Source organism: Actinomadura sp. NPDC000600 (assembly GCF_040492135.1).
Lineage (GTDB): Bacteria > Actinomycetota > Actinomycetes > Streptosporangiales > Streptosporangiaceae > Spirillospora.
Map to the genome: position 1 here is coordinate 68,844 of NZ_JBEUPD010000018.1, position 22,380 is coordinate 91,223.

At 72.3% G+C, this 22,380-nt stretch carries 21 protein-coding genes; 3 read left to right on the forward strand and 18 right to left on the reverse strand.

Annotated features, from left to right (window positions below):
* Positions 1 to 35: 35 nt before the first annotated feature.
* Positions 36 to 422, reverse strand: coding sequence for a VOC family protein (locus tag ABWI07_RS25105; RefSeq protein WP_149262741.1), 387 nt, complete (start codon positions 420 to 422; stop codon positions 36 to 38).
* Positions 423 to 571: 149 nt separating this feature from the next.
* On the opposite strand from ABWI07_RS25105, the gene ABWI07_RS25110 reads away from it, so the two are divergent.
* Positions 572 to 1,045, forward strand: coding sequence for a hypothetical protein (locus tag ABWI07_RS25110; protein ID WP_149262740.1), 474 nt, complete (start codon positions 572 to 574; stop codon positions 1,043 to 1,045).
* On the opposite strand, the gene ABWI07_RS25115 is transcribed toward ABWI07_RS25110, so the two are convergent.
* On the reverse strand, positions 1,046 to 2,080 hold the full coding sequence (locus ABWI07_RS25115; RefSeq protein WP_353819994.1) for a glycoside hydrolase family 113 protein: 1,035 nt from the start codon (positions 2,078 to 2,080) through the stop codon (positions 1,046 to 1,048).
* Positions 2,081 to 2,195: 115 nt separating this feature from the next.
* Between ABWI07_RS25115 and ABWI07_RS25120 the strand changes: the two genes are divergently transcribed.
* Positions 2,196 to 2,810, forward strand: coding sequence for a TetR/AcrR family transcriptional regulator (locus ABWI07_RS25120; RefSeq protein WP_149262738.1), 615 nt, complete (start codon positions 2,196 to 2,198; stop codon positions 2,808 to 2,810).
* Here ABWI07_RS25120 and ABWI07_RS25125 read toward each other — a convergent pair.
* Together ABWI07_RS25125 and ABWI07_RS25130 are read right to left on the reverse strand one after the other, a co-directional pair.
* Complete coding sequence (locus ABWI07_RS25125) at positions 2,791 to 2,937, reverse strand: hypothetical protein (protein ID WP_160161097.1); 147 nt, start codon at positions 2,935 to 2,937, stop codon at positions 2,791 to 2,793. The genes ABWI07_RS25120 and ABWI07_RS25125 overlap by 20 nt on opposite strands.
* Positions 2,938 to 2,958: 21 nt before the next feature.
* On the reverse strand, positions 2,959 to 3,999 hold the full coding sequence (locus ABWI07_RS25130; RefSeq protein ID WP_353819995.1) for a LacI family DNA-binding transcriptional regulator: 1,041 nt from the start codon (positions 3,997 to 3,999) through the stop codon (positions 2,959 to 2,961).
* Positions 4,000 to 4,160: 161 nt separating this feature from the next.
* On the opposite strand from ABWI07_RS25130, the gene ABWI07_RS25135 reads away from it, so the two are divergent.
* The gene (locus tag ABWI07_RS25135) at positions 4,161 to 5,516 is read left to right on the forward strand and encodes an amidase (RefSeq protein WP_235037192.1); all 1,356 of its coding nucleotides are present in this window, start codon (positions 4,161 to 4,163) and stop codon (positions 5,514 to 5,516) included.
* Positions 5,517 to 5,668: 152 nt separating this feature from the next.
* On the opposite strand, the gene ABWI07_RS25140 is transcribed toward ABWI07_RS25135, so the two are convergent.
* The 14 genes from ABWI07_RS25140 to ABWI07_RS25205 all read right to left on the reverse strand — a co-directional run bounded on the left by ABWI07_RS25140 (position 5,669) and on the right by ABWI07_RS25205 (position 22,336).
* Positions 5,669 to 5,827, reverse strand: coding sequence for a hypothetical protein (locus tag ABWI07_RS25140; protein ID WP_160161096.1), 159 nt, complete (start codon positions 5,825 to 5,827; stop codon positions 5,669 to 5,671).
* 114 nt (positions 5,828 to 5,941) lie between these two features.
* Positions 5,942 to 7,684 (reverse strand): thiol reductant ABC exporter subunit CydC, encoded by a 1,743-nt coding sequence (gene cydC, locus ABWI07_RS25145; RefSeq protein ID WP_353819996.1) that lies wholly within the window; start codon positions 7,682 to 7,684, stop codon positions 5,942 to 5,944.
* Positions 7,685 to 7,775: 91 nt separating this feature from the next.
* Positions 7,776 to 9,431, reverse strand: coding sequence for a thiol reductant ABC exporter subunit CydD (cydD, locus tag ABWI07_RS25150; protein WP_353819997.1), 1,656 nt, complete (start codon positions 9,429 to 9,431; stop codon positions 7,776 to 7,778).
* Complete coding sequence (cydB, locus tag ABWI07_RS25155) at positions 9,428 to 10,435, reverse strand: cytochrome d ubiquinol oxidase subunit II (RefSeq protein ID WP_353819998.1); 1,008 nt, start codon at positions 10,433 to 10,435, stop codon at positions 9,428 to 9,430. The genes cydD and cydB overlap by 4 nt, the downstream gene beginning before the upstream one ends.
* 9 nt (positions 10,436 to 10,444) lie before the next feature.
* A complete protein-coding gene (locus ABWI07_RS25160; protein ID WP_149262734.1) occupies positions 10,445 to 11,863 on the reverse strand; it encodes a cytochrome ubiquinol oxidase subunit I in 1,419 nt (472 codons plus the stop codon).
* A gap of 201 nt (positions 11,864 to 12,064) precedes the next feature.
* Positions 12,065 to 12,943 (reverse strand): S1 family peptidase, encoded by an 879-nt coding sequence (locus tag ABWI07_RS25165; protein WP_353819999.1) that lies wholly within the window; start codon positions 12,941 to 12,943, stop codon positions 12,065 to 12,067.
* Positions 12,944 to 13,085: 142 nt separating this feature from the next.
* Entirely contained in the window at positions 13,086 to 14,369 is a 1,284-nt protein-coding gene (locus tag ABWI07_RS25170; RefSeq protein ID WP_353820000.1) for a hypothetical protein, read from the reverse strand.
* A complete protein-coding gene (locus ABWI07_RS25175; protein ID WP_353820001.1) occupies positions 14,369 to 15,634 on the reverse strand; it encodes an ATP-grasp domain-containing protein in 1,266 nt (421 codons plus the stop codon). Before ABWI07_RS25175 ends, ABWI07_RS25170 begins: the two co-directional genes overlap by 1 nt.
* Positions 15,635 to 15,726: 92 nt before the next feature.
* Entirely contained in the window at positions 15,727 to 16,983 is a 1,257-nt protein-coding gene (locus tag ABWI07_RS25180) for an MFS transporter (protein ID WP_149262730.1), read from the reverse strand.
* Positions 16,980 to 18,248: an ATP-grasp domain-containing protein gene (locus tag ABWI07_RS25185; protein WP_353820002.1), complete on the reverse strand. Its 1,269-nt coding sequence runs from the start codon at positions 18,246 to 18,248 to the stop codon at positions 16,980 to 16,982. Before ABWI07_RS25185 ends, ABWI07_RS25180 begins: the two co-directional genes overlap by 4 nt.
* Before the next feature lie 21 nt (positions 18,249 to 18,269).
* On the reverse strand, positions 18,270 to 19,400 hold the full coding sequence (locus ABWI07_RS25190; RefSeq protein ID WP_353820003.1) for a hypothetical protein: 1,131 nt from the start codon (positions 19,398 to 19,400) through the stop codon (positions 18,270 to 18,272).
* Positions 19,393 to 20,895, reverse strand: coding sequence for an iron-containing redox enzyme family protein (locus ABWI07_RS25195; protein ID WP_353820004.1), 1,503 nt, complete (start codon positions 20,893 to 20,895; stop codon positions 19,393 to 19,395). The genes ABWI07_RS25190 and ABWI07_RS25195 overlap by 8 nt, the downstream gene beginning before the upstream one ends.
* On the reverse strand, positions 20,892 to 21,977 hold the full coding sequence (locus tag ABWI07_RS25200) for a 50S ribosomal protein L11 methyltransferase (protein WP_353820005.1): 1,086 nt from the start codon (positions 21,975 to 21,977) through the stop codon (positions 20,892 to 20,894). The genes ABWI07_RS25195 and ABWI07_RS25200 overlap by 4 nt, the downstream gene beginning before the upstream one ends.
* On the reverse strand, positions 21,974 to 22,336 hold the full coding sequence (locus ABWI07_RS25205; RefSeq protein WP_160161095.1) for a Rieske 2Fe-2S domain-containing protein: 363 nt from the start codon (positions 22,334 to 22,336) through the stop codon (positions 21,974 to 21,976). The genes ABWI07_RS25200 and ABWI07_RS25205 overlap by 4 nt, the downstream gene beginning before the upstream one ends.
* Between the last annotated feature and the right edge of the window lie 44 nt (positions 22,337 to 22,380).

Below are 22,380 nucleotides of genomic sequence, written 5' to 3' on the forward strand. Positions count from 1 at the left end.
CCCTTCCCAAACGAGTACCGACGGCAGAGTATCCGTCAGGCTGAACCGGACGGTGCCCGGCTCAGGTCCACGATGCAGAAGGGGTTGCCGTCCGGGTCGGCGAGGACGACGAAGTCGGGGTTCGGGGGGTAGAGATCCCAATCGAGCCTGCTCGCGCCGAGGCCGATCAGCCTCTCGACCTCGGCCTCCTGCTCGGCGGTGGTGTCCACCAGCAGGTCGAGATGGAGACGGGGATGGGGCTCGACGGGCGATTCGCTGCGCATCAGACCCAGGGCCCGGCCCGATCCGTCCGCGTGATTCAGCGTCTTCCAGTTCGGGCCTTCCCATTCCGGGGAGGCGACCAGGTCTAGCGCGGAGGTCCAGAACGTCACGGCACGGGGAACGTCGGTTACACCGATCACAGGGAATCCGAGTCTCAGCACGTGACCGAGCTTAGAAGGCACCGAGAGGACACCACGGCCAGACCGTGCCGTGGCCGGCGCTCCCTCAAACGGCGGACGTTCGGCGGGGCAGCGCGCTCGGCCACGGCAAGGAACCGATTTTCGGTGTGGGTCGTCTCAGCGGGGTGAGTGTGGCGACGACGGTTCTGCCGCTGGCCGGGGTGGCTCTCGGGTCCGCTGGGACGCTGATCGGGCAGTACCTCTCGACGCGGGTCGAGGCGCGGCGGGCGCGGTTCGAGCAGGCGAGCGCGGAACGGTCGGAGCGCAAGGAAGCGCTCATGGAGTTCCTGTCAGCGGCGCAGCAGGTGGAACTGTTCCTGGATCGGCTCTCCATGGGAGAGCGAGTCGAGGAGTCCGAGAAGTGGCAGTACCTGCACTCGCTCTGGCTCGCCAAGAAGGTCTTCGAACTCGTGTGCTCGCCCTCGGTCGCGCAAGCGGCCCACGACTACACCCTGGCCCTTCATGCGCTGCTCCGGGGACAGGACGCGGGTGCGCAGTCCAAGCGTGAGCTCCGTTTCGCGTTCATGGAGGCCGCGCGCCGGGAGCTCGGAACGGCGGACGAGCCGCTGAGGCGGGATCCGCGGCCGCCCGCGCCCGGCGATTAGCTACTCAGGGCGAATGCGGTTGCGGCCGTATTCCGCGAGGGCGTGGAAGGCGGCCTTGGGTTCCCAGGGCAGGCCCGGGTGGGAGGTGCTCGTGCGGCCTTCCGGGAGGACCTTCACGACGCCGAAGGACGCCTTGTCGAAGTCGCGGTCGTCGCTTTCCGCGTGGGGCAGGTCGTAGCGGGCGAAGGTGTAGGCGAAGGCCGCGTCGATTCCGGAGTCCTCGAAGATGTCGAGGAGTTCGCGCAGGTAGTCGGCCTGTTCCTGCTCGTCGCGGACGACCGGGCGGGTGAACCGGGCGGGCCGGGCCCGGTCGTTCCATTCGATGACCTCGTCGCCGCGGCTCGCGATGGCGGCACCCCCGCGGTAGGGGGCGCAGCCGAACTCGGTGACCGCCGCGGGCTTGCCGTGCGCTTTCAGGGCCTGGAGCCCGGCCGGGAGCTGGTCGGCGTTCTGTGCGTCGCGGTAGCCGGCGTCGGTGGCGACCACGTCGAACTCCGTCCAGTCGACGCCTTCGAAGGGCAGTGAGGCGTAGCCGATCCGGCCGCCGAACTCGGCCCGCACGGCCGCGACGGCCTTGCCGAGGAAGGCGTTGACCGCGGCGGGCAGAGTGGCGAGCGCGGAGCGCACCCGCCGCGGGTCGGACAGGACGGCGGCCCTTTCGAGGAGCGTGTCGCCGGGGAGGAAGCCCGCGGTGCAGATGGAGATCTCCGAACCGGTGAGGAAGACCACCTCGGCGCCGTCGCGGCGCAGACGCTCCGCGCGGGCCGCGCCGTCGGTCAGGAAGTCGAGGAGTTCGTCCTGGGTGAGGTCGTTGGTGAACGGGCAGTACCAGACCTCCAGCCCGGCCTCGGCCGCGAGGCGTGCGGCCGTCTCCAGCCGGTCGCGGTGGCCGCCGGTGATTCGGACGGCGTCGCAGCGCAGCTCGTCGCGGATGACGGCCATCTCGCGGCGGACGGTGTCCGGGTCGAAGGGCTCGCGGGTGGTGGTCCCGGCGCTGGTGAACCCCGTGTCGTAGTTGATGCCGAAGACGCGCATGGTCGTTCCTCCCGAAGATTTAGGGTACGCAACGTACCCTATAGCCTCCGCGGTAGAGAAGGGCATGCGGCTTTCTTGGCGTACGCTTCGTACCCAAGGAGCTGAAGGGGAAGGCATGGCCGGGAGCGGAGGGTCGCGGCGGCGCGGGGCGGCGCTGGAGGAGGCGATCCTGGAGGCGGCGGCCGAGGTGCTGCGGGAGTCCGGTGCGGCGGGCCTGACCATGGACGAGGTGGCCCGGCGGGCCGGCACGAACAAGAACGCGATCTACCGCCGCTGGCCGAACCGCGTCGCGCTCGGGGTCGCCGCGTACCGCCGGCTGGCCGACGCGGAGACCACGGTGCCGGACACCGGTTCGCTCCGCGACGACGCGCTCGACCTGCTGCGACGAGCCAACAGCACCTGGTCGTCGCCGTACGGGGAGATCCTGCGCGGACTGATCGCGGCGGCCGGGGGCGCGCCGGAGATGCTCGCCGAACTGCGGGAGGGCGGCGGTGGCGGCGCTTACGAGGCGGCGTGGCTGACCGTGCTCGGGCGGGCGGTGGCGCGGGGCGAGGCCGCGCCCGAGGCGCTGCATCCGCGGGTCGCGTCCACGCCCGTGGCGCTGCTGCGCAACGAGTACATGGCGCGGGGCGTCCCGGCCGTGCCGGACGGCGTGCTCGTCGAGATCGTGGAGGAGGTCTTCCTGCCGCTGGTCCGGGGGCGCGGCGCCGTCAGCGGATCAGGTTCTTGACGCCGCGGGCCGCCAGGTAGGCGGGGTCCTCGGCACGGCTCTGCAGGACGATGGCCGAACGCTCTCCCCGGTCGACGAATTTCATGAGCGGGTCGAAGAGCCGGGCGAAGCCGGCCAGCGTCTTCATGCTTTTCGCAGCGGCCTGCCGTCAGGACTCCTCGACCGTCCCCGGTGCGGTGGAGGCCCGGACGGCGAGGCGGGGGCGCAGGCGCTCGGACGGGGCCGTCCGCCCCGCGAGCAGCTCGGCGAGCAGGTCGAGAGCCCGCGCGCCCATCTCCCGCATGGGCGAGACGACGCTCGTGAGCGGGATGGGCAGTTCCGCCGCGAGGGGCGTGTCGTTGTAGCCGGCGACCGCGACGTCCTGGCCGGGACGCAGGCCGTGGTCGCGCAGGGCGCCGAGCGCGCCGATGGCCGCGAAGTCGTTGACCGCGAAGACGGCCGTGGGCGGCGGGCCGTGGCGCAGGAGGCGTTCGGCGGCGTCGCGCCCGCCGGCCGCGTCGAACCCGCAGTGGACGACGTGGGAGTCCGGCACGGGGAAGCCCGCCTCCCGGTAGCGGTCCACGAAGCCGGCGGTGCGGTCGGCGCCGGTGCTGGCGAAGGGCTCGCCCGCGATGACGCCCACCCGCCGGTGGCCGAGGGCGAGGAAGTGGTCGGCGACCAGACGGCCGCCGAGGCGGTCGTCGCAGGTGACGGACGGGTGCCGGCCGGCGTGCCGGCTGACCAGGACGAACGGGACGCGCCGCTCGGCGAACTCGTCGAGGAAGGCGGCGCCCGTGTGCGCGTCACCGAAGACCAGGCCGTCGACGTGGCGGGACAGCGCCAGTTCGGTGCGCGCCCGCTGCTGCTCCGGCCGGTCGTGGCTGTTCATGACGAAGGTGGTGAGGCCGTGCCGCGCGGCGGCGTCCTCGATGCCCTCGTAGACCGTGGCGAGCACCAGGTCCGACAGCCGGGGGACGAGGACGCCGACGAGGTTGCTGCGCCGGGTGCGCAGGCTGGTGGCGTGCGGGTTGGGGCGGTAGTCCAGCCGGGCGGCCCAGCGCCGGATCTCCTCGGCGGTCTCGCGGGACGCGGCGCGCTGGGCGTCCTCGGCGGAGCCGTTGAGCACCCGGGACACCGTGGAGACGTCGACGCCCGCCGCCTGCGCGATGGTCCGCAGCGTCGCGGGCCGCCGCCTGTCGCTCCGGGCCACTCGTCCGCCCTCCCCGTCACCGCGCCCTTGACAGGGCCGCCGTCCGGTGTCTTTTATACAACCCAAACGTTTGACCCAATCGTTTGGGTCACCAAATGATCCACCCGGTCGAGGGGAAAGAGGCGAGCCGTGGCACGAAGGGGCGACGCGGGGAGGCCGGCGTGATCGGCCTGCCGCCGGGGGCGGGCTGGTTCGCCCGGCATACGGTCGCGGGACTGGCCGGCGCCCTGCGGGACGGGCGGACGTCCCCGGGCGAACTGGTGGAGCGGGCACTGGCCGAAGCGACCCGGCTCGAAGCGCTCAACGCGTTCGTCACGCTCGACGGGCCCGGGGCGCGCGCGGCGGCGGAGCGCGCCGGACGGGAACTGGCCGCGGGCCTGGACCGGGGCCCCCTCCACGGCATCCCCGTGGCGGTCAAGGACGTCATCGACACCGCCGGGCTGCGCACCACGATGGGTTCGCGCCACCACGCGGACCGGGTGCCCGAGCACGACGCCGAGTGCGTGCGCCGGCTGCGCGCGGCCGGCGCGGTCATCGTCGGGAAGACCGCGACGCACGAGTTCGCCTTCGGTCCGACCGGCGATCGTTCGCTGAACGGGGCGACCCGCAATCCGTACGGGGACGGGCGGCTCGCGGGCGGGTCCAGCAGCGGGTCGGCCGCGGCCGTGGCCGCCGGCATCGTGCCGCTCGCGGTGGGCACGGACACCGGCGGATCGGTGCGCATCCCCGCCGCGTGCTGCGGGATCGTCGCGCTCAAGCCCACCCTGGGCGCGGTGCCGACCGGCGGCGTCTTCCCCGTCTCGGCCTCTCTGGACACGGTCGGCCCGATGGCGCGGACCGCCGATGACTGCCTGCTGCTGTGGAACGCACTGGTCGGACGCGACGCGCCGGCCCCGGACATATCCGGCGCCCGCGTCGGCTGGTTGGTGCCGGACGCCGTCCACCCGGTGGATCCGCGCGTGAGCGCGGCTGCCCGCGCCGTGGTGGAACCCCTGCTCGTGCGGGACGTCACGGTCCCTGACATCGCGCGGTTGCGCTGGGCCTACACCGCGATCCAGGGCGGCGAGGTCCACCGGCTCCACGCGGAACGGATGGCCGCCGCGCCGGAACTCTACGACGAGGAGGTCCTGGCCCGCCTGCGGGCCGCCGGGCGGTTCACCGCCGAGGACACCGCCGCGGCCCGCGAACTCCGGGAGCGGGTCCGGGGCGCGGTGACGGACCTCTTCGGACGCTTCGAGTTCCTCGCCATGCCCACCGTTCCGGTCGTCCCCCCACCGCTCGGCGCCCGGAGCCTGGCGCTGAACGGGACGCCCGTCGACGTCCGGGCCGCGCTGCTGGCGTTCACCAGCCCGTGGAGCGTGCTCGGACTCCCCGCCGTCAGCCTGCCCGCCGCCCTCATCGACGGGCTGCCTGCCGGTGTCCAACTGATCGCCAGGCCGGGCGCCGAGCGCCTGCTGCTCGCCGCCGCCCGTCACCTCGCCAAGACGGCGTCCTCCGCCCCGGCCGTAATGGAGTAGCCCACGCCGCCGTCAGCCCGGGTCACCGCAGCGAGAAAGGACCTGCTTTTGGGGTACCGCCAGCTCAACCGTGACGGCACCGTGCTCGCCGACGGGTCACCTCGCCCACGCCTCCGCTCCCCGGCTGCTGGCAGAGCAGATCCGGGACGCGGTCAATGCGTACTGAGAACGTCCGCGTGCTCGCTGTTCGCGCCGCTTCCGGCTGGTGGCGGGGCGGGAGCGGCGGCTCGGGCGGCGTCCAGGGCGCCGATCGTGGTGGCCAGGGCGAGGAGCACCATCGCGATCCGGAGTGCGATGCGCAAGATCTTCATCTGTGGGATCCCCCGATCCGTCGACTGGATCCTGTACTCCGTGTGATGCGGACGGACCGGGACGTGTTCTCCGAACTCCTCAGAAAAGGAGCAACGGGCGGTTCGGTGGACGGGTCACGTGAGTTGGGGAGCCGGTGCGGTGGCCTGCTCGCGCCGCCAGAGCGAGCGGTAGGGGCCGGGGCGGTCCAGGAGGTCGGCGTGGGTGCCCCGGTCGGCGACGCGGCCCCCGTCCAGCACGATGATCTCGTCGACGGCCTCCAGGCCGGCGAGCCGGTGGGTGACCAGGAGCGTCGTCCGGCCCTCGGTGGCGGTGAGGAGGTCGGCGGTCAGCTCGTCGGCGGTCGCGATGTCGAGGTGCTCGGCGGGCTCGTCGAGGAGCAGGATCGGGAAGTCGGCGAGGAGCGCGCGGGCCAGGGCGATGCGCTGGCGCTGGCCGCCGGAGACCTGGGCGCCGTGCTCGCCGACGCGGGTTTCGAGGCCGTCCGGGAGGGACTCGACCCAGTCGAGGAGCCGGGCGCGGCGCAGCGCGTCGCGGATCTCCTCATCGGTGGCGCCCGGGCGGGCCAGGCGGATGTTCTCGCCGACGGTCGAGTCGAACAGGTGCGCGTCCTGGGCGCAGAGGCCGATGACCCGCCGGACGTCGTCGCCGGAGAGCGCGCGCAGGTCCACGCCGTTGAGGGACGTCCGGCCGCCGGAAGGTTCCAGGAAGCGGAGCAGGACGGAGGCCAGGGTGGTCTTGCCTGATCCGCTCGGGCCGACGATCGCGCAACGGCGGCCGGGCGCCAGGTCCAGGGAGACGCCGTCGAGGGCGTAGGGCGCGTCGGGCGTCCACCGGGCTCGGAGGTCCTCGACCGCGAGCGTGTAGGGCGCCGCGGGCAGCGGGGCCGGGGCGTCCGGCTCCCGCACCGGGGGCGGGGCGTCCAGGACGGCGAAGATGCGCGCGGCCGAACGGCGGACACGTTCCAGGTACTGCGCGGCCATGGGCAGTCCGGCGACGACCTCGAACGCGGCCAGCGGGAGGAGGACGACGACCGCGAGCAGGACGCCGTCGAGTGCTCCCGAGCGGACGGCCGGTACGCCGACGGCGAGACTGCCCCACACGGCCAGACCACCGGCAAGGGCGGAGATGGCGGCGCCTGCCCCCGCGGTCGTGGCGGAACGGGCCGTGGCGCGCGTGAAGTCGCGATCGAGTTGCGCGGCCTTGGCGAGCTGCTCAGGCGCGGCGCCGTAGGCGATGAGCTCCGGTGCGCCCTGCAAGGTGTCGACGACGTGCGAGGTGAGTTCGCCGCGCAGGTCGGTCGTGCGGCGTTCGGCGCGGCGGGAGAGGACGGACGACAGCCAGGGGGCGGCGAGCCCGGCGAGCAGCAAGGCCAGCAGGAGGACGACGCCCGCCGAGGGAAGCAGAAGCCAGGCGAGTCCGACGGAGGCCCCGCCGACGACCGCCGCCACGGTGCAGGGCAGCAGCACCCGCAGGAAGAGGTCCTGGACGGCGTCGACGTCGGCGACGAGCCGGTTCAGCAGATCGCCGCCGCGGAAGGCGGGGAGGCCGGAGGGCGCGAGCCGCTCCAGCCGCTCGTACACGCGGGCCCGCAGGTCGGCGAGGATCCGGAACGTCGCGTCGTGCCCGGCGAGGCGCTCGACGTACCGGAACACGCCCCGGCCGAGTCCGAACGCGCGGACCGCCACGATCGCGACCATCAGCATGAGCACCGGCGGGTGCTGCGCCGCGCGCGAGATCAGCCACGCCGACGTCGCCATGAGCCCGACCCCGCTGCCGAGCGCCAGCACCCCGAACAGCACCGCCAGGGCGAGCCGCCCCCGCGCCGGCCGGGCGAACCGGAGAAGCCGGAAGATCATGCCCTCACCCCCGCCTCGTCCGCGAAGCCGTTGCCACGGGCCGAGCCCTCCGTCACAGGGAGCCCGCAGGTTTCACGTGAATCATTCGCGCTCATGTCGTCACCAGGGCCGGGGTGAGCGGGACCGTGCGGTCGGCCATCGCGGCCAGCGCCGGGCGGTGGGCCACGAGGATCACCGTGCGGGACGCCGTCAGGCGGCGCACGGCGTCGAGGACGGCGGCCTCGCTCTCGGCGTCCAGGTTGGACGTCGGCTCGTCCAGCAGGAGGAGCGGGGCGTCGCGGAGGAAGGCGCGGGCCAGGGCGATGCGCTGCCGCTGGCCCGCGGACAGGCCCGCGCCGCGGTCGCCCAGAGGCGTGTCGAAGCCCGATGGCAAGGCCTCGACGAACGCGAGGGCGTTGGCGGCGCGGGCGGCTTCGCGGACCTCGGCGTCGGAGGCGTCCGGGCGGCCGAGGCGGATGTTCGCGGCGACGGAGCCGGCGAACAGGTGCGGGCGCTGCGGCACCCAGGCGATCCGCTCCCGCCAGGCGTCGGGCGAGAGGTCGGTGAGGTCGTCCCAGTCGACCAGGACGCGGCCCGAGTCCGGCCGGACGAAGCCGAGCAGGACCGAGAGCACGGTCGACTTGCCCGCACCGCTCGGACCGACGAGCGCGACCGTCTCGCCCGGGTGGACGGTGAGCGAGAAGTCGTCGAGGGCGGGGACGTCGCGGCCGGGGTACGTCACCGTCACGCCGTCCAGGCGGAGCGTCGCGCGGTTCGGGTCGGGGACGTCCCGCCGCGTCCCGGCGGGCGGCGGCGGCGTCTCGAGGACCTCGAAGATCCGCGCGGCGGCGGTGAGGCCCTCGACGCTCGCGTGGTACTGCGCGCCGACCTGGCGGAGGGGGAGGTAGGCCTCCGGTGCGAGGATCAGGACGAGCAGCGCGGTCTCCAGCCCGAGGCCGCCCTCCACCAGCCGGAGCCCGATCGACACGGCGACCAGCGCGACGGACAGGGTGGACAGCAGTTCGAGGACGAGGGCGGACAGGAACGCGATCCGCAGGGTGGACATCGTCGCGCGGCGGTGCCGGTCGGTGATCTCGCGGATCCGGTCCGCCTGCGCGCGGGCCCGGCCGAAGATCTTCAGCGTGGGCAGCCCGGCGACGACGTCCAGGAAGTGGGCGGCGAGCAGGGAGAGCGTCCGCCACTGCCGGTCCATCCTGCGCTGGGTGGTGAGCCCGACCAGGATCGCGAAGACGGGGATGAGCGGCAGCGTCGCCGCGATCGTCACGGCGGACAGCCAGTCGCCCAGCAGGATCCGCGCGCCGACCGCCACCGGGACGATCACCGCGAGGACGAGTTGCGGCAGGTAGCGGGAGAAGTAGTCGTCCAGCGCGTCGATCCCCCGGGTGGCGAGGGTGGCGAGCTCGCCGCTGCGCTCGCCGGACAGCCAGCGCGGCCCGAGGGCCAGGGCGCGGGCGAGCAGCCGGCCGCGCAGCTGCGACTTCACCGCGGCGGACGAGCGGTGCGCGGCGACCTCCTGGAGCCACGCGACGAGCGTCCGCCCGAGGACGACGGCGAGGAGCAGCAGCAGCGGGGTGCGCAGGTCGCCGAGCGAGGCGCCGCCCAGGAAGGCACGGGTGAGCATGTCGGCGAGGAGCGTCGCCTGCGCGATGATCAGCCCGGCGGTGGCCGTGCCGAGCAGCACGGACGCCGCCAGGAAGGGGCGCGTCGTGCGGGCGTGGCGCAGCAGCCGCGGGTCGAGGGGTTTCATGCGACCGGCTGCTTCACGGGGATGTGGGACGTGCCGATCCGCTTGCGGAAGACCCAGTACGTCCAGCCCTGGTAGATCATCACGATCGGGGTGAACACCACGGCCACCCAGGTCATGATCTTCAGCGTGTAGCCGGAGGAGGCGGCGTTCGCGGTGGTCAGGCCGCCGGTGCCGAGCGTGGACGGCAGGACGTCCGGGAACAGCGCCAGGAACAGGGTCGCGACGGCGAGCACGATGGCGGCGCCGGTCCCGATGAACGCCCAGCCCTCGCGGCCGCGCCGGTTGGCCGCCGCGGCGGCGAGCAGGCCGGCGGCGGCGCCCGCGGCGGTGAGCCAGGTGACGGGCTTGCCGTACTGGAGCTGGGTGATCAGCAGGAACCCGCCCCCGGTGACGACCGCGGCGACCACGGCGAACCCCGCGATCCGGCGGGCCCGCGCCCGGACGCCCCCGGACGTCTTGAGCGCGAGGAACACCGCGCCGTGCAGCAGGAACAGCGTCACGGTGGTGAGCCCGCCGAGCAGCGCGTACGGGCTGAGGAGGTCGGCGAGCGATCCGGCGTACTCGTGGTCGGCGGCCAGCGGCACGCCCCGCACCATGTTGGCGAACGCGACGCCCCACACGAACGCGGGCACGAGGCTGCCCCAGAAGATCGCCTTGTCCCAGCGGGACCGCCAGCGGGCGTCGTCGCGCTTGCCGCGGTACTCGAACGCGACGCCGCGGACGATCAGCGCGAGCAGGATCGCGAGGAGCGGCAGGTAGAAGCCGCTGAACAGGGTGGCGTACCACTCGGGGAACGCGGCGAAGGTGGCGGCGCCGGCGACGATGAACCACACCTCGTTGCCGTCCCAGACGGGGCCGATGGTGTTGATGACGACGCGCCGCTCGACGTCGTCGCGGCCGAGCACGGGCAGCAGCATCCCGACGCCGAAGTCGAACCCCTCCAGGAAGAAGTAGCTCGTCCACAGGAAGGCGATGATGATGAACCAGGCGGTGGTGAGTTCCATGACGGGGCCTCAGTAGGCGAACGCGAGCGAGCGCTCGGAGTCGGAGTCGGATCCGGGGCCGTCGGACGGCGGCGGCAGCACCTCGTCCTCGGACGGCGGCCCGGCCTTGGCGTACTTGAGCATCAGCCCGGTCTCGATGACCAGGAGGACGCCGTAGAGCACGGTCAGCGACACGACCGAGATGAGCATCGACGTGGCCGTCACGCCGGGGGAGACGCTCGACGCCGTCTTCAGCACGCCGAACACCGACCAGGGCTGCCGCCCCATCTCGGTGAAGATCCATCCGGCGGAGTTGCCGATGAAGGGCAGGGTCAGCGACAGGATGCCGATCCGGTAGACCCAGGGGTTGGAGGGGAGCCGGCCGCGCCGCAGCAGCCACAGCCCGGCCAGCGAGACCAGCGCCATGACCATCCCGGCGCCGACCATGACGCGGAAGTTCCAGTAGATGACCGGGATCATCGGCCGGTAGTCGCCGGCGCCGTAGCGCGCCTCCTCGGCGGCCTGGACGTCGTTGATGCCCTTGACCTCGCCGTCGAGGGTGCCGGTGGCGAGGAAGGACAGCACCCGCGGCACCTTGATCCCGAAGACCTCCTCGTCGCCGTTCAGCGTCCCCACGGTGAAGATCGAGAAGGACGCGGGCTGCTCGGTCTCGTAGAGGGCCTCCGCCGCGGCCATCTTCATCGGCTGCTGCTCGGTCATGACCTTGCCCTGCAGGTCGCCGGTGATCGCGACGCCGATGGACGCGATCGCGGTGACGGCGAGGGCGAGCTTCAGGGACGGCCGGAACACCTCGACGTTCCTGCGGCGGGCCAGGTGCCAGGCGCTGACGCCGGCCATGAACATGCCGCCGGTGGCGAACGCCGCCGTCATCGTGTGGGGGAACGCGACGAGCTGGGTCGAGTTGGTCAGGACGGCCCAGAAGTCGGTGAGGACGGCGCGTCCGGACTCGTGGTCGATCCGGTAGCCGACGGGGTGCTGCATCCAGGAGTTCGCGGCGAGGATGAAGTAGGCGGACAGCAGCGTCCCGACGTGCACGATCCAGATGCAGGCGAGGTGCAGGCGCTTCGGCAGCCGGTCCCAGCCGAAGATCCACAGGCCGAGGAAGGTCGACTCCACGAAGAAGGCGAGCAGGCCCTCGATGGCGAGCGGCGCCCCGAAGATGTCCCCGACGAACCGGGAGTAGTCACTCCAGTTCATGCCGAACTGGAACTCCTGCACGATGCCGGTGACGATCCCCATCGCGAAGTTGATCAGGAAGAGCTTGCCCCAGAACTTGGTGGCGCGCAGGTACGCCGTCTTCCCCGTCCGCAGCCAGGCCGTCTGGAGCACCGCGACCAGTGCGGACAGCCCGATCGTGAGCGGGACGAAGAGGAAGTGGTACACGGTGGTGATCCCGAACTGCCACCGGGCTATGTCGACGGTGTCCATGGGCGCAGGCCTCTCCCGCTCAAGTACTACAAGCTGTAGTACTACATCCTGTCAGAAATACTACGAGCTGTAGTACTACGAGCGGTCGTTATTTGGGTCACTCGCCCCGGACACGGCCGGACGGGGCGGCGCGAGGGGTGCGCCGCCCCGTCCAGGGCAGGTGTGCGTTCGGTGTCGCGGCCGCGCGAGCGCGGCGGCGGGTCAGCCAGTGGGGCGCGGGACCAGGCAGCCCGGGCGGTTGAAGTCGAGGACGCTGCCGGGGCCGATGCAGGCGGCCAGGATGTAGGTCTCCTGGGCGTAGCCGATGTGCGGGTGCACCGTGATGTTGCCGGACTCGTCGACCTCGCACGGGTTGTTCAGCGTGCAGCGGCCGCCGTCCTCGTTGATGGTGTTGTTCGCGCCGACGACCTTGCCGGTCGAGGCGTCGACGAGCGGGGAGCCCGACGTGCCGCCGATGACGTCGCATTCGGGGGTGTAGCGGATCGAGTCCTTCCACGTCCACTCCCCTTCGCGGACGCGGTAGGCGAACCCGTCGATGGCGCAGGAGTAGATCTTGCGCCAGTAGCCGGAGACCACGCGCACGTCGGCACCGGCGGTGGGGTGGTCGAGCGAGAGCTGGAGCGCCGGCGTCCGGTAGGACTGCTGGATGCTCGCGTAGCTCCGGTTGAGCTTGTACAGGGTCACGTCGGTGTCGGTCATCGTGGAGTACAGCACCGTTGTGGCGCGCAGGGTGCCGAGCGTGCCCGACCCGCTGGAGTTGAGCAGCTTGAACGTGCGGCTGGACGGGCGGTTCGTGATCACCTGGCCGGCGCTCGGCATCCCGCCCTCGTAGCAGTGGCCGTTGGTGAGCACGAGCGCCGGGTCGCTGTCGGCGGCGGTCGGGGTGCGGACCAGCGAGCCGGAGCAGTTGCTGAGGGCGACGATCCCGGTGAAGTCGACGGCCTTGACCGGGGCCGGGCGCGCGGGAGCGGCGGCGGCGACGGAGACGGTGGCGGCCGCGGAGGCGGTGGAGGCGCCGGCGGTCAGGGCCGCGGCGCCGACGGCGGCCGCGGCGAGCACTCCGAGAATGCGTCTGTGCATGGCGGGGGTCCTCTCCGGTGAGGGTGGCAGCGTGATGCTAACCAGGCCTCCGCCGCCCAGAAATAGCGAAAATGGACAAAAAGGAGAGCGCCGCGAATCTGGCACGCATTGCAAAGCCGGACCCGCGGCGCTCCCCCGGGGATCAGTAGTGGAACGCCGAGGTCATCCTCGCGCCCTTGGTGCCGAGGTTGACGACGGACGCCCCGCCGGAGGGGACGGTCCGGCAGAACGCGCCGCCGTAGCCGTCCGGAAAGACGAAGAGGCCCCAGACGGCGATCCAGTCCTCGACCGCGCCGGTCTCCGCGTTGAGCATCGGCTCGCTCACGGGGACGACGCGGCGCTGGACGATGTAGTCCTCCTTCAGGCAGTCGGCGACCGTCTCGGCCCACTCGCGGTCGGTCTGGTCCCAGCCCGCGCGGACGCCCCGTCCCGAAAGGCCCGCGACCGGCTTGAGGATCAGCTCCTCCCGCTCGGCGCGGACCTGGTCGGCGAGGTCAGGGGTGAGGGTGCGCGTCCACGGCAGGATCCGGTCGATCAGGGCGTTCTCGTCCGGCGACAGGTCCGCGCGCATGGCCGGATCGGAGACGAGAGGCAGGCAGCTCTTGTAGCTGAACATGGACGCCGTCAGGGGGGTCCACAGGACGACCCTGCCCTCCTCGTAGGCGCGCATGATGGTCTCGACGGGCTCGTCGTTGCGCGGGTCCCTCGCCATCTGGTGGGCGGAGAAGTACCGCAGGACGAGGTCGATCGGGCGGTCGTGCAGGTACAGCCGGCCGTCCCTCTCCTGCACCTGGTGCACTTCGCCGATGAGCAGCTCGATGCCGCACCGCTTCATCGACTCCTGGAAGGAGCGGTGCAGCCCCTCGTACGCCGCCATCCCGTCGACGGCCTCAAGCGTGGCGACGACGGGCGCCTCCTTCTGCGTGGCCTCGACGAAATGCCGCGCTATGGCCGCCGGAGTGTCGACGCTCGAGAGGCCGTGCTCGTCGGCGAACGCGGCGAACTCCTTGTGGCCGAGCAGGGTGCGGTTGACCTCGCTCATGTCGACGCCGCCGAGTTCGCTGCCGATGTTGAACTCCAGCAGCCGGAACTGCGAGCCGTCGTCGTAGAGATCGGCCCGACCCCACAGGACGGGCTCCGCATCGAACCGGGTCATGAGGTCGGTGCGGCGCGCGTCCGCGCCGATCGCGGCGCAGAACTTGCGGCGGTCGCCGTCGAACAGCCGGTCCGGCAGGGACGCCATCAGCCGGAACAGCCCGGCCAGGTCGTCCGCGGCCTGGCGCGTCCGCGCCTCCGACGACAGCAGCGGCCGCGTCCCCAGGTACTTGCCCCACGCCTGGCCGAACACGGGCGGGAACTCGACCTCCGACATGACGTCGCGCAGGGGCCCGTCGGCGGCCGCCGCCATGTACTTCGCGGTGACCATCAGGCGGTCTCCTCCACGTCCACGACCAGGTCCTTTTCGATCTTGCGGATGACCTCGCGGTCGGCGTAGATCTGCTCGGCGTCCTCGTGGGCGAGGATGATGTAGCCCATCGTCATGCTCGCGAACAGGTCCGTGCTGGCGTCGACGCGGTCGCCGGTGCTCACCAGGTGCACCGGCGAGTGGTAGCTGGGCAGGTCGCGCGCCTGGTCGTAGATCTCGGCGTTGCGCACGATCCCGGTGGAGTGCGACATGAGGAACACGGCCATGACGTTGCGGCGGAGCGTGTAGCCGGGCGGCATCTGCGGGCCGAGGCCGCGGCACACGTCCACGATCCTCGTGACCTGGCTCTCCCCGGTGGCGATCTCGGTCACCGCGGGGTTGCCCGCGCCGGCCAGCCGCGCGTTGACCTCCAGCAGGCGCGGCCCGTCCGGGGTCATCATGATCTCGGTGTGCGCCGCCCAGTTGCGCAGCCCCACCGCGTCCAGCGCGGCGAGCCCGTAGTCGATCAGCTCGCCGTAGGCGTCGGTGTCGTAGGGGAGCCACTCGACGAAGTCGTACACCGCGATGCCCTCGCCGAACGGGACCCGCCGGTACCGGATGATGTCGGTGATCGAGTGCCGGCCGTCGTGGCTGACGGTGTCGATGGCGTACTCGGTGCCGGTCATCATCTCCTGGACGAGGACCTCCTCGGCCAGCACGTCGAGCTTGTCTCGGGTGCCGAGCATGGCCGTGAACTGCTCGCGCCACCCCTGCCCGCCGGGCGCGCGGCTGACCCCGACGGTTCCGGCGCTCGTCGGCGGCTTGACGACGAGGTCCTTTCCGGCGAGGCCCTCCCGCTCGATCCAGGCGGCGACCTCGTCGGGGTCGGTCGTGGAGATCTGCCGGGGGACGGGCAGCCCCGCCTCGGCCAGGGCCTGGTGCATGAGGTACTTGTGCCGCCGGGCGTCGACCAGCTCCGGGACGTTGGAGAAATCCGGCGCGAGGGCGTCCGAGCACTCCTGCGCGAGCCGCAGCGCCGCCTCGACGCCGGGGATGACGGCGATCGGCTTCAGCGCGCCGAGCCGGGCGATCGTCTCGGCCATGTCGCCGTGGTGGTTGATGACCGCGTCGTAGTTGCCCGGGTCGTGCGAGGAGTGCAGCGGCGCGAGCGCGGGTCCCGTGTAGTCCATCACGGCCACCGGGCTGAACCCCGCCTCCCGGAGCGCGGGAGCGACCATCGCCGCGGAGGTGAAGGGCCGCACGATTGCGACGACTGGCTTGTCCATGGTGGTCACCTTCTGTTTCGGTCGTTCCGTTCGTTGCGCGGGGGTCGTCCTCGCGGGCGCCGCCGCCGTCGTCCGTGCCGTGTCGTCCCGCCTCAATCGCCGGCCTCGGCCGCGGCGGCCGGCTCCAGGGCCGGGCCGGGCTCCTCGGCCGGGCGCCGCCGCCCCAGCCCGGCGCCCGCGGCCACCGCCGCGGCGCCCACGAGCCCGAACGCCCCGGTCAGCACCCAGACGCCCGAGCCCCACGCGTGCCACGCCGCGACACCGATCATGGGTCCGACGGCGTAGCCGACCTGCTGCGGGATGGTCGCCGCCGCGATGTAGCGGGCGCGCAGCGCGGTCGGCGCGACGAGGCCGGGGTAGGCCATCATGGACGGCGCCGCGATGATCTCCCCGAACGTCCACACGACCGTCGCGAGGAGGAGCAGCGCCACCGGCGTGGGGCCGGTGTAGACCAGATGTCCGGCGCCGAGCATCGCCATGCCGAGCGTCATCGGCACCCCGATCGGCAGGCGCTGCAGCCACTTGGACAGCAGCACCTCGAAGGCGATGACGATGCCGCCGTTGACGGTCAGCAGCATCGCGAACACCCGCTCGTCGTGGCCCGAGCCCGTCACGAACAGCGGCAGGGCGGCCGACGACTGGATGTAGGTCATCGCGGTGAGGAAGAGGCCGAGCACGACGAGCATGAACCGCCGGTCGGCCAGCACCTGCCCGTAGCCGGCGCGGTCCTTGCCGGACCCGCCGCCGGCGGCCTCGGGCTCGGCGTCCGACCGCAGCGCCAGGTAGGCGACCACGCCGAACGCCAGCGACGTCGCCGCGTCCACGTAGAAGAGCGCGCCGTAGGACGCGTAGGTCAGCAGCAGCGCGGCGCCCATCGGGCCGACCGTCGAGCCGACGTTGAAGGTCAGCCGCAGCACCGAGAAGACCATCACGTGCCGGTCCTTCGGCGTCAGCTCGACCACCCACGCCATCGCCGCCGGGCGGTACGCCGTCGCGGTCAGCCCCGCTCCCCCGGCGACGAGGGCGCCGACCCACATGTTCGGCACGTGCACGAGGGCCGCGGTGAGCACCGCCGTGCCCGCCATGGAGCCGACGATGACCCACCGGTACCCGACGCGGTCCGCGGCGGCGCCGCCCACCGCCGACCCGGAGATCCGGCCGATCATGAGCGCGGTCAGCACGACGCCGCTCTCCCACGCGCTGAAGCCCTCGCTGGTCAGGAACAGCACGAGGAACGCGTTGAGGAACGCCGCCAGATTGCTGATCAGGTTCCCGAGGACCAGGATCCGGACCGTCCCGCTCATCTCGCGCAGCGTCGCGAGGATCGTCGGGTGCTCCGCGGACGTCATGGCGCCTGCTCCAGCGGGGTGCCCTCGAACGTGAAGTACCGCCCGGCGTCCGGGATCGCGGCGCGGGTCCGCTCCAGCGTCTCCGCGACCGCGATCACGTAGCCGCAGCGGGCCAGCCCGTTCGGCGGCAGCCGCACCTGCCAGCCCGGCTGCACGGCGAGCTCCACCTCGGCGACCGGCGGGCGCATCGGCTCCCTGTCCACGGTCGCCGAGGTGATCTCCATGTCGTACGGGGGATAGGCGAACCGGATGGACGCCGCCTTGGGCGGCTTCGGGAACGCCACGTCCGGCCGGCGGCCCGCCACCACGTCGGCCGCGGCCAGCGGCCCGTCGACACCGGACGTCAGCAGCCCGAGGTAGGGGATCATCCCCCCGCCGAGCCGGACGTTGATCTCGATGACGTGCTTCGCGCCGTCCGGGGTCAGCTTGAACTCGATGTGCGTGTACCCGTCGGTGAACCCGACCGCCGCGTGGACGCGGGCGAGCATGTCGCGGAAACCGGCGTCGGACAGCAGCGGGTCGTTGGCGTCGACGTCATGGCCGATCTCCTCGAACGCCAGGGTGCCGCTGCCGCCGAGGACCTTGCGCGCCACGATCAGCGGCGTGCACTCCCCCCGGAACAGGACGCACTCGACGGAGATCTCCGGGCCCTCGAGGAACTCCTCGACGACCACGTAGTCGTCGAACTGGCGGATGCCGCCGAGCCGCGTCCCGTCGGTGAGCGCGAACGCGGCCTCCAGCTCCTCGGGCTTCTCGACCTTGCTGAGGCCGAGGCTGCCGCCGAGGTTGCGCGGCTTGACGATGACCGGGTAGCCGATCTCGCCGGCGAACGCGCGCGCCTCCTCCAGCGACGACACGGCGCGGGACGCGGGCTGCGGGAACCCGGCGTCCCGCAGCGCCTCCCGCGTGGCGGACTTGTCCCGGCAGCGCGCTACCGCGACGGGGTCGAGGACGGGGAACCCGAGCGCAGCGCTGAGGTGCGCGGACGCCTCGATGTAGACCTCGTCGTAGCAGAACACGCCGGCGACCTCGTGGTCGCGGGCCACATCGCGCGCCGCCGCCGTCAGCTTGTCCAGGTCGAGGCAGTCGACGACGGTGTGCCCGGCGATGTAGGGCTCCTCCCAGCTCGCCGGAGTCGGGTTGAGCAGCCACAGCCGGTACCGCTGCGACACCGACTTCAGGATGTACTCGCGGTAGACCCAGTAGCTGCTCGCGACCAGGAGAAGGAGCGGACGCTCATCGCCCGCGGGCGGGTCATAGGACATGCGGACCTCGATCGCAGGTTGTCAGGAGAAGTAGTCCTCGGGCCCGCCACGGCGGCGGACGTCGAGGGTGGCGCAGTGGAAGCCGCCGCCGAAGGTGTTGACCGTGCGGAACGGGACGGGGATGGGAGTGAACCCCTCCTTCTCCAGAACCCGCATCAGCTCGGTCTCCTGCGCCTCGACGAAGATCCGCTCCTGGTCGAGCATCAGGGTGTTCATCGCGATCCACCGGCTGCAGAAGTACATCGTCTGGTCGGCGGGGATGGCGGGCTCGGGGCAGACCACCGTGTCCCAGCCGGCGAACATCTCCGGCAGCTCGGGCACCCGCTCGGGGTTGATCAGCACCCGGCCGGGGCGCAGCGGGACGAACGTGGCGTTCATGTGCATCGGGTGGTCGTCGGCGAACGCGACCTCGTGCACCCGGAACTCGCCGCCGAGCAGCCGCCGCACCCACTCGATGCCGAACCGGTTGGTGACGTGGCTGCGCTGGACGAGGATGTCGCGGCCGAACCGCATGAAGTCGCCCGCGTCCACGATCGGCTCGAACTCCGTGACGACGGAGGTTGCGTCGGGGAACGGGTCGTCCAGGGACATGGTCTCCGGCTTGGCCGCGGCGTAGTCGGGGTTGAAGGACGCGTCGGTGAGCTGCGGCTTCGGCGCCGCGACCCACCGGGCGCCGTGCCGGAAGTAGTCCTTGAAGATCGTCCGGAAGGGGTGGGTGGCGAAGTAGTACGACCGCCAGCCCATCGTCGCCTCGACGATCTGGTCGCCGGCGACGAGCGCGATGTCGCGGGGGAAGGTGTGCGACGAGCCGCCGGTGGACGTCCAGTCGGCGGTCCCGAACGGGCGGGACTGGTCGACCGGGTCGGGGCGCCGGACCGTCACGCCCTCGCCCTCCAGGATCGCCACGAACCCTTCGAGCTCCTCCCGGGCCGCCTCGACCTGCTCCTGCGGGAAGCCGCCGCCGCCGTTGCGGCGGTAGAACTCCCACGCCTCGGGCGGGACGGTCGCCTCGATCGCCGGATGCCACGGCGGGACGGCGGCGCCGTCGATCACGCCGACGATCACCTCCTCCAGCGGGTCCCACTCGTTGTAGGAGCCGACCGGCGAGGACGATCCGGCCGACGGCGCGGCCTGCGGTGCGGTCTCAGTCATCGAGGGACGTCCTTTCGACGGAACGAACGGTGACCCGGGCCTCGGGCGAGGCGGCCTTCAGGCCGTGCAGGCGGCCGCGCGGCACCAGCAGCACGTCGCCCGCGCCGAGCCGGTGCGGGTGGTCGGTCGCCCACGCGTACACGTCCACCTCGCCGCCCGTGACCTCCACGAGCCGGTCGGAGTCGTACACGCCGGTACAGAAAGGGCTGTCCGGACGGAGCGTGCTCGTCTCGGCGTCGTCCATCGCGGAGGACGCCAGCGCGGCGCCCGCCTCGGTGTGCCGGTCGAGGTTGTCGGCCCACGCGATCTGCGCGCGGAAGTCGGCGTCGCCCAGGCGCAGCAGGAGCTTGGTGTCCTCGATGCCGCGCACCAGCTCGGGGATGACCAGCTCGCCATGGGCGCGGGCCAGGCCGAGCAGCAGGTTCTCGTAGGTCATCCGCCCGTGGTGGACGTCGATGTGCGCGTGCTCGTCGCAGTACTTGGCGTCCACGCGGTCGCCGTAGACGGCGCGGAGCATGCCGCCGGTGTCGGCGAACCCCTGCGCGAACAGCCACTCCAGGTAGGTCACCGCGGCCATGTAGCGGAACATGCCGCGGTGGTCCTCGGTGAGCCAGTTGAAGTAGTTCACCCCGACCAGGGAGCTGGTCAGGTAGAAGTTCCAGTAGGCGTGCAGGTCGGTGCGCAGCCCGACGCTGGCCAGCATCTCCTTGAAGATGGTGCTGTGCTTGGCGCCGTAGACCCCGTAGCCGAACTCGTCGTTGAAGATCTTGAAGAGCTCGGACTGCTCGACGCCGTAGGAGCCGCCGAGGTTGCGCGCCATCGCCGACGCCTCGGTCAGCGCGTCCAGCGCGAGCTGGATGAGGTGCAGCGCCGCGGCCTCCTCCGGCCGCCGGCACTCGGTGATCAGCCGCATGGTGCCGGTCACCTCGGCCGCCGCGTCCACCGCCGGGTTGTTCCCGGTCATGTCGGCGGGCGCCCCGGCCCCGCTCACCTCGGTGAGGAAGTACGCCTGCAGCTCGTCCAGCGTCCGCACCGGCGGGGCGGTGACGGCGTCGTCCAGGAAGGAGTACGCGTACCGCTCCAGGCCCGGCCGGACGGCGTCGCGCAGCGCCCGCACCTCGTCGCCGTAGAAGATCTCGAAGTCGTCCTTCGCGGAGGCCAGCCCAGCTGGCGGCAGCAGGATCATGTCGCTCTCGTAGGCGTTGCACAGCACGCGGCCCGCGATGAGCTGCCCGCTGCCGAGGAACTGCGCCTCCGTCGCCGGGACGGAGAAGTCCCGGTCGCCGGCGCCCGGCGGGCCGATCGGCCGCCGGAACGGGTTGCCCTCGATGTAGACCTCGGGACCCGGCCGGAAGATCGGCTGCGAGCAGTACGCGGCGAGGGCGCTCGCCGCGGCGGCCGTCGGCGCCGTGCCCGTCGTCACCATGCGGGCCGCCGGCGCGCGCACGGCCGCCGCGCCCGCCGCCGGGCCCGTCGCCTCCATGGCGGCGGTCACGCGACCACCTCCTCGGACTCCACCTCGAAGCGGACGCATTCGCCGTCGTGCGCCGCGACCAGCGACACCGGCAGGTCCGGCTGGACGTGCAGCGGGAGGGGCAGGCATTGGATCGCCTGCTTCCAGTGCGAGTCGTGCTCGGGCGCGTTGTCGACCACGATCCCCGGCAGCAGCTCCATCTCGAACCAGAACGCGACCGCGTGCATCGTGCCCGCCGCCGTGGGCCGGACCGTCAGCTCGGTGCGCTGCGGCCGCGCGTCCGCGGTGTAGAAGTCGAACTCGAACACCGTCATCGGCTCCGACAGCGTCCGGTGCTCGTGCTTGGAGAGCCGGGAGTCGAAGTACTCCAGCGTGGACAGCCGGTTGAAGGGCGCGAGGTCGAACCCGTACAGCTTGCCGACGTGGTTCTTGCGGTGCAGCGGCTCGCTCTCGATCAGCTGCGCGATGATCCGGCCCCGCGACGGCATGATCGTCGCGTCCGGGGCGAGGAGGTGCTCGCGGGCGTGCGCGATCGTGCCGAGGATGCCCTCGCCGAGCAGCCCGCAGTCGACGATCTCGGTGACCAGCAGGTCGGCGCGCCTCGGCAGGTCACCGGGCACCGTCATGCGGGTGGACATCTTCGACACGACGCGGACCGCGTCGTCGTACCCGGCCACCCGGACCACCCGCGCCGCGGTCTCGGCGACGGACGGCTGGCCCTCGCAGGCCACCACGTCCCGCGCCCCGGCCCGCGCCGCCATCATCGCGAGCAGGCCCGAACCGGCGCCGATGTCGAGGACCATCGCACCCGGGGCGGCCGCCACCGCCTGCCGGATCGCCCGGTCGTACAGTTCGGCGCGCTCCTCGTCGTGCAGCATCTCCCAGTGCCAGCGGGGGACCGAGCGCCGGACGGCCCGGTTGCGGCCGATCAGGGCCTCCTGGTTGTCGGCGTCCATGCCGAGGATCAGCTCGAAGGCCCTGGCGGCGTCCTCGTAGCGGCCCTGGTGGTGCAGCTCGCGCCCCCACCTGAGGAACTCGCCGAGCTCCAGTCCGTCGCGGATCTCGGTGACCGCGCCCTGCGTCTGCGGCTGTGCGCTGTTCATCGGCTCTCGGCCCCTTCGTCGTGGGTCGGGTCGGGCGGCAGGTTGGCGAGGATCTCCTTGTGGACGACCGAAACGGGGGCGTCGTCTTCCGGAAGGACGACGACGGCCTCGTCCCCGCTGCGCACCATCGGCAGGCAGGAGCGCTTCACGGCGGAGACGCCGACCTTGGTGCCGTGCCACGGGCAGCTGAGCCGCCGCCCGTCCGGGGTGCGGCGGGCCAGGCTGAGCGGGCCGCCGCGGTGCGGGCAGTGGTCGCGGACGAGCAGCGACCGGTCGCCCTCGTGCAGGACGAAGTAGCGGTCATGGCCGACCATCACGGTGTTGTGCCGGCTCAGATCCATCACGATGACGCGGGCCATCGGCTCCTCTTGTCTTTCGGGCGCGCTCCGGTGACGGGCGGGGT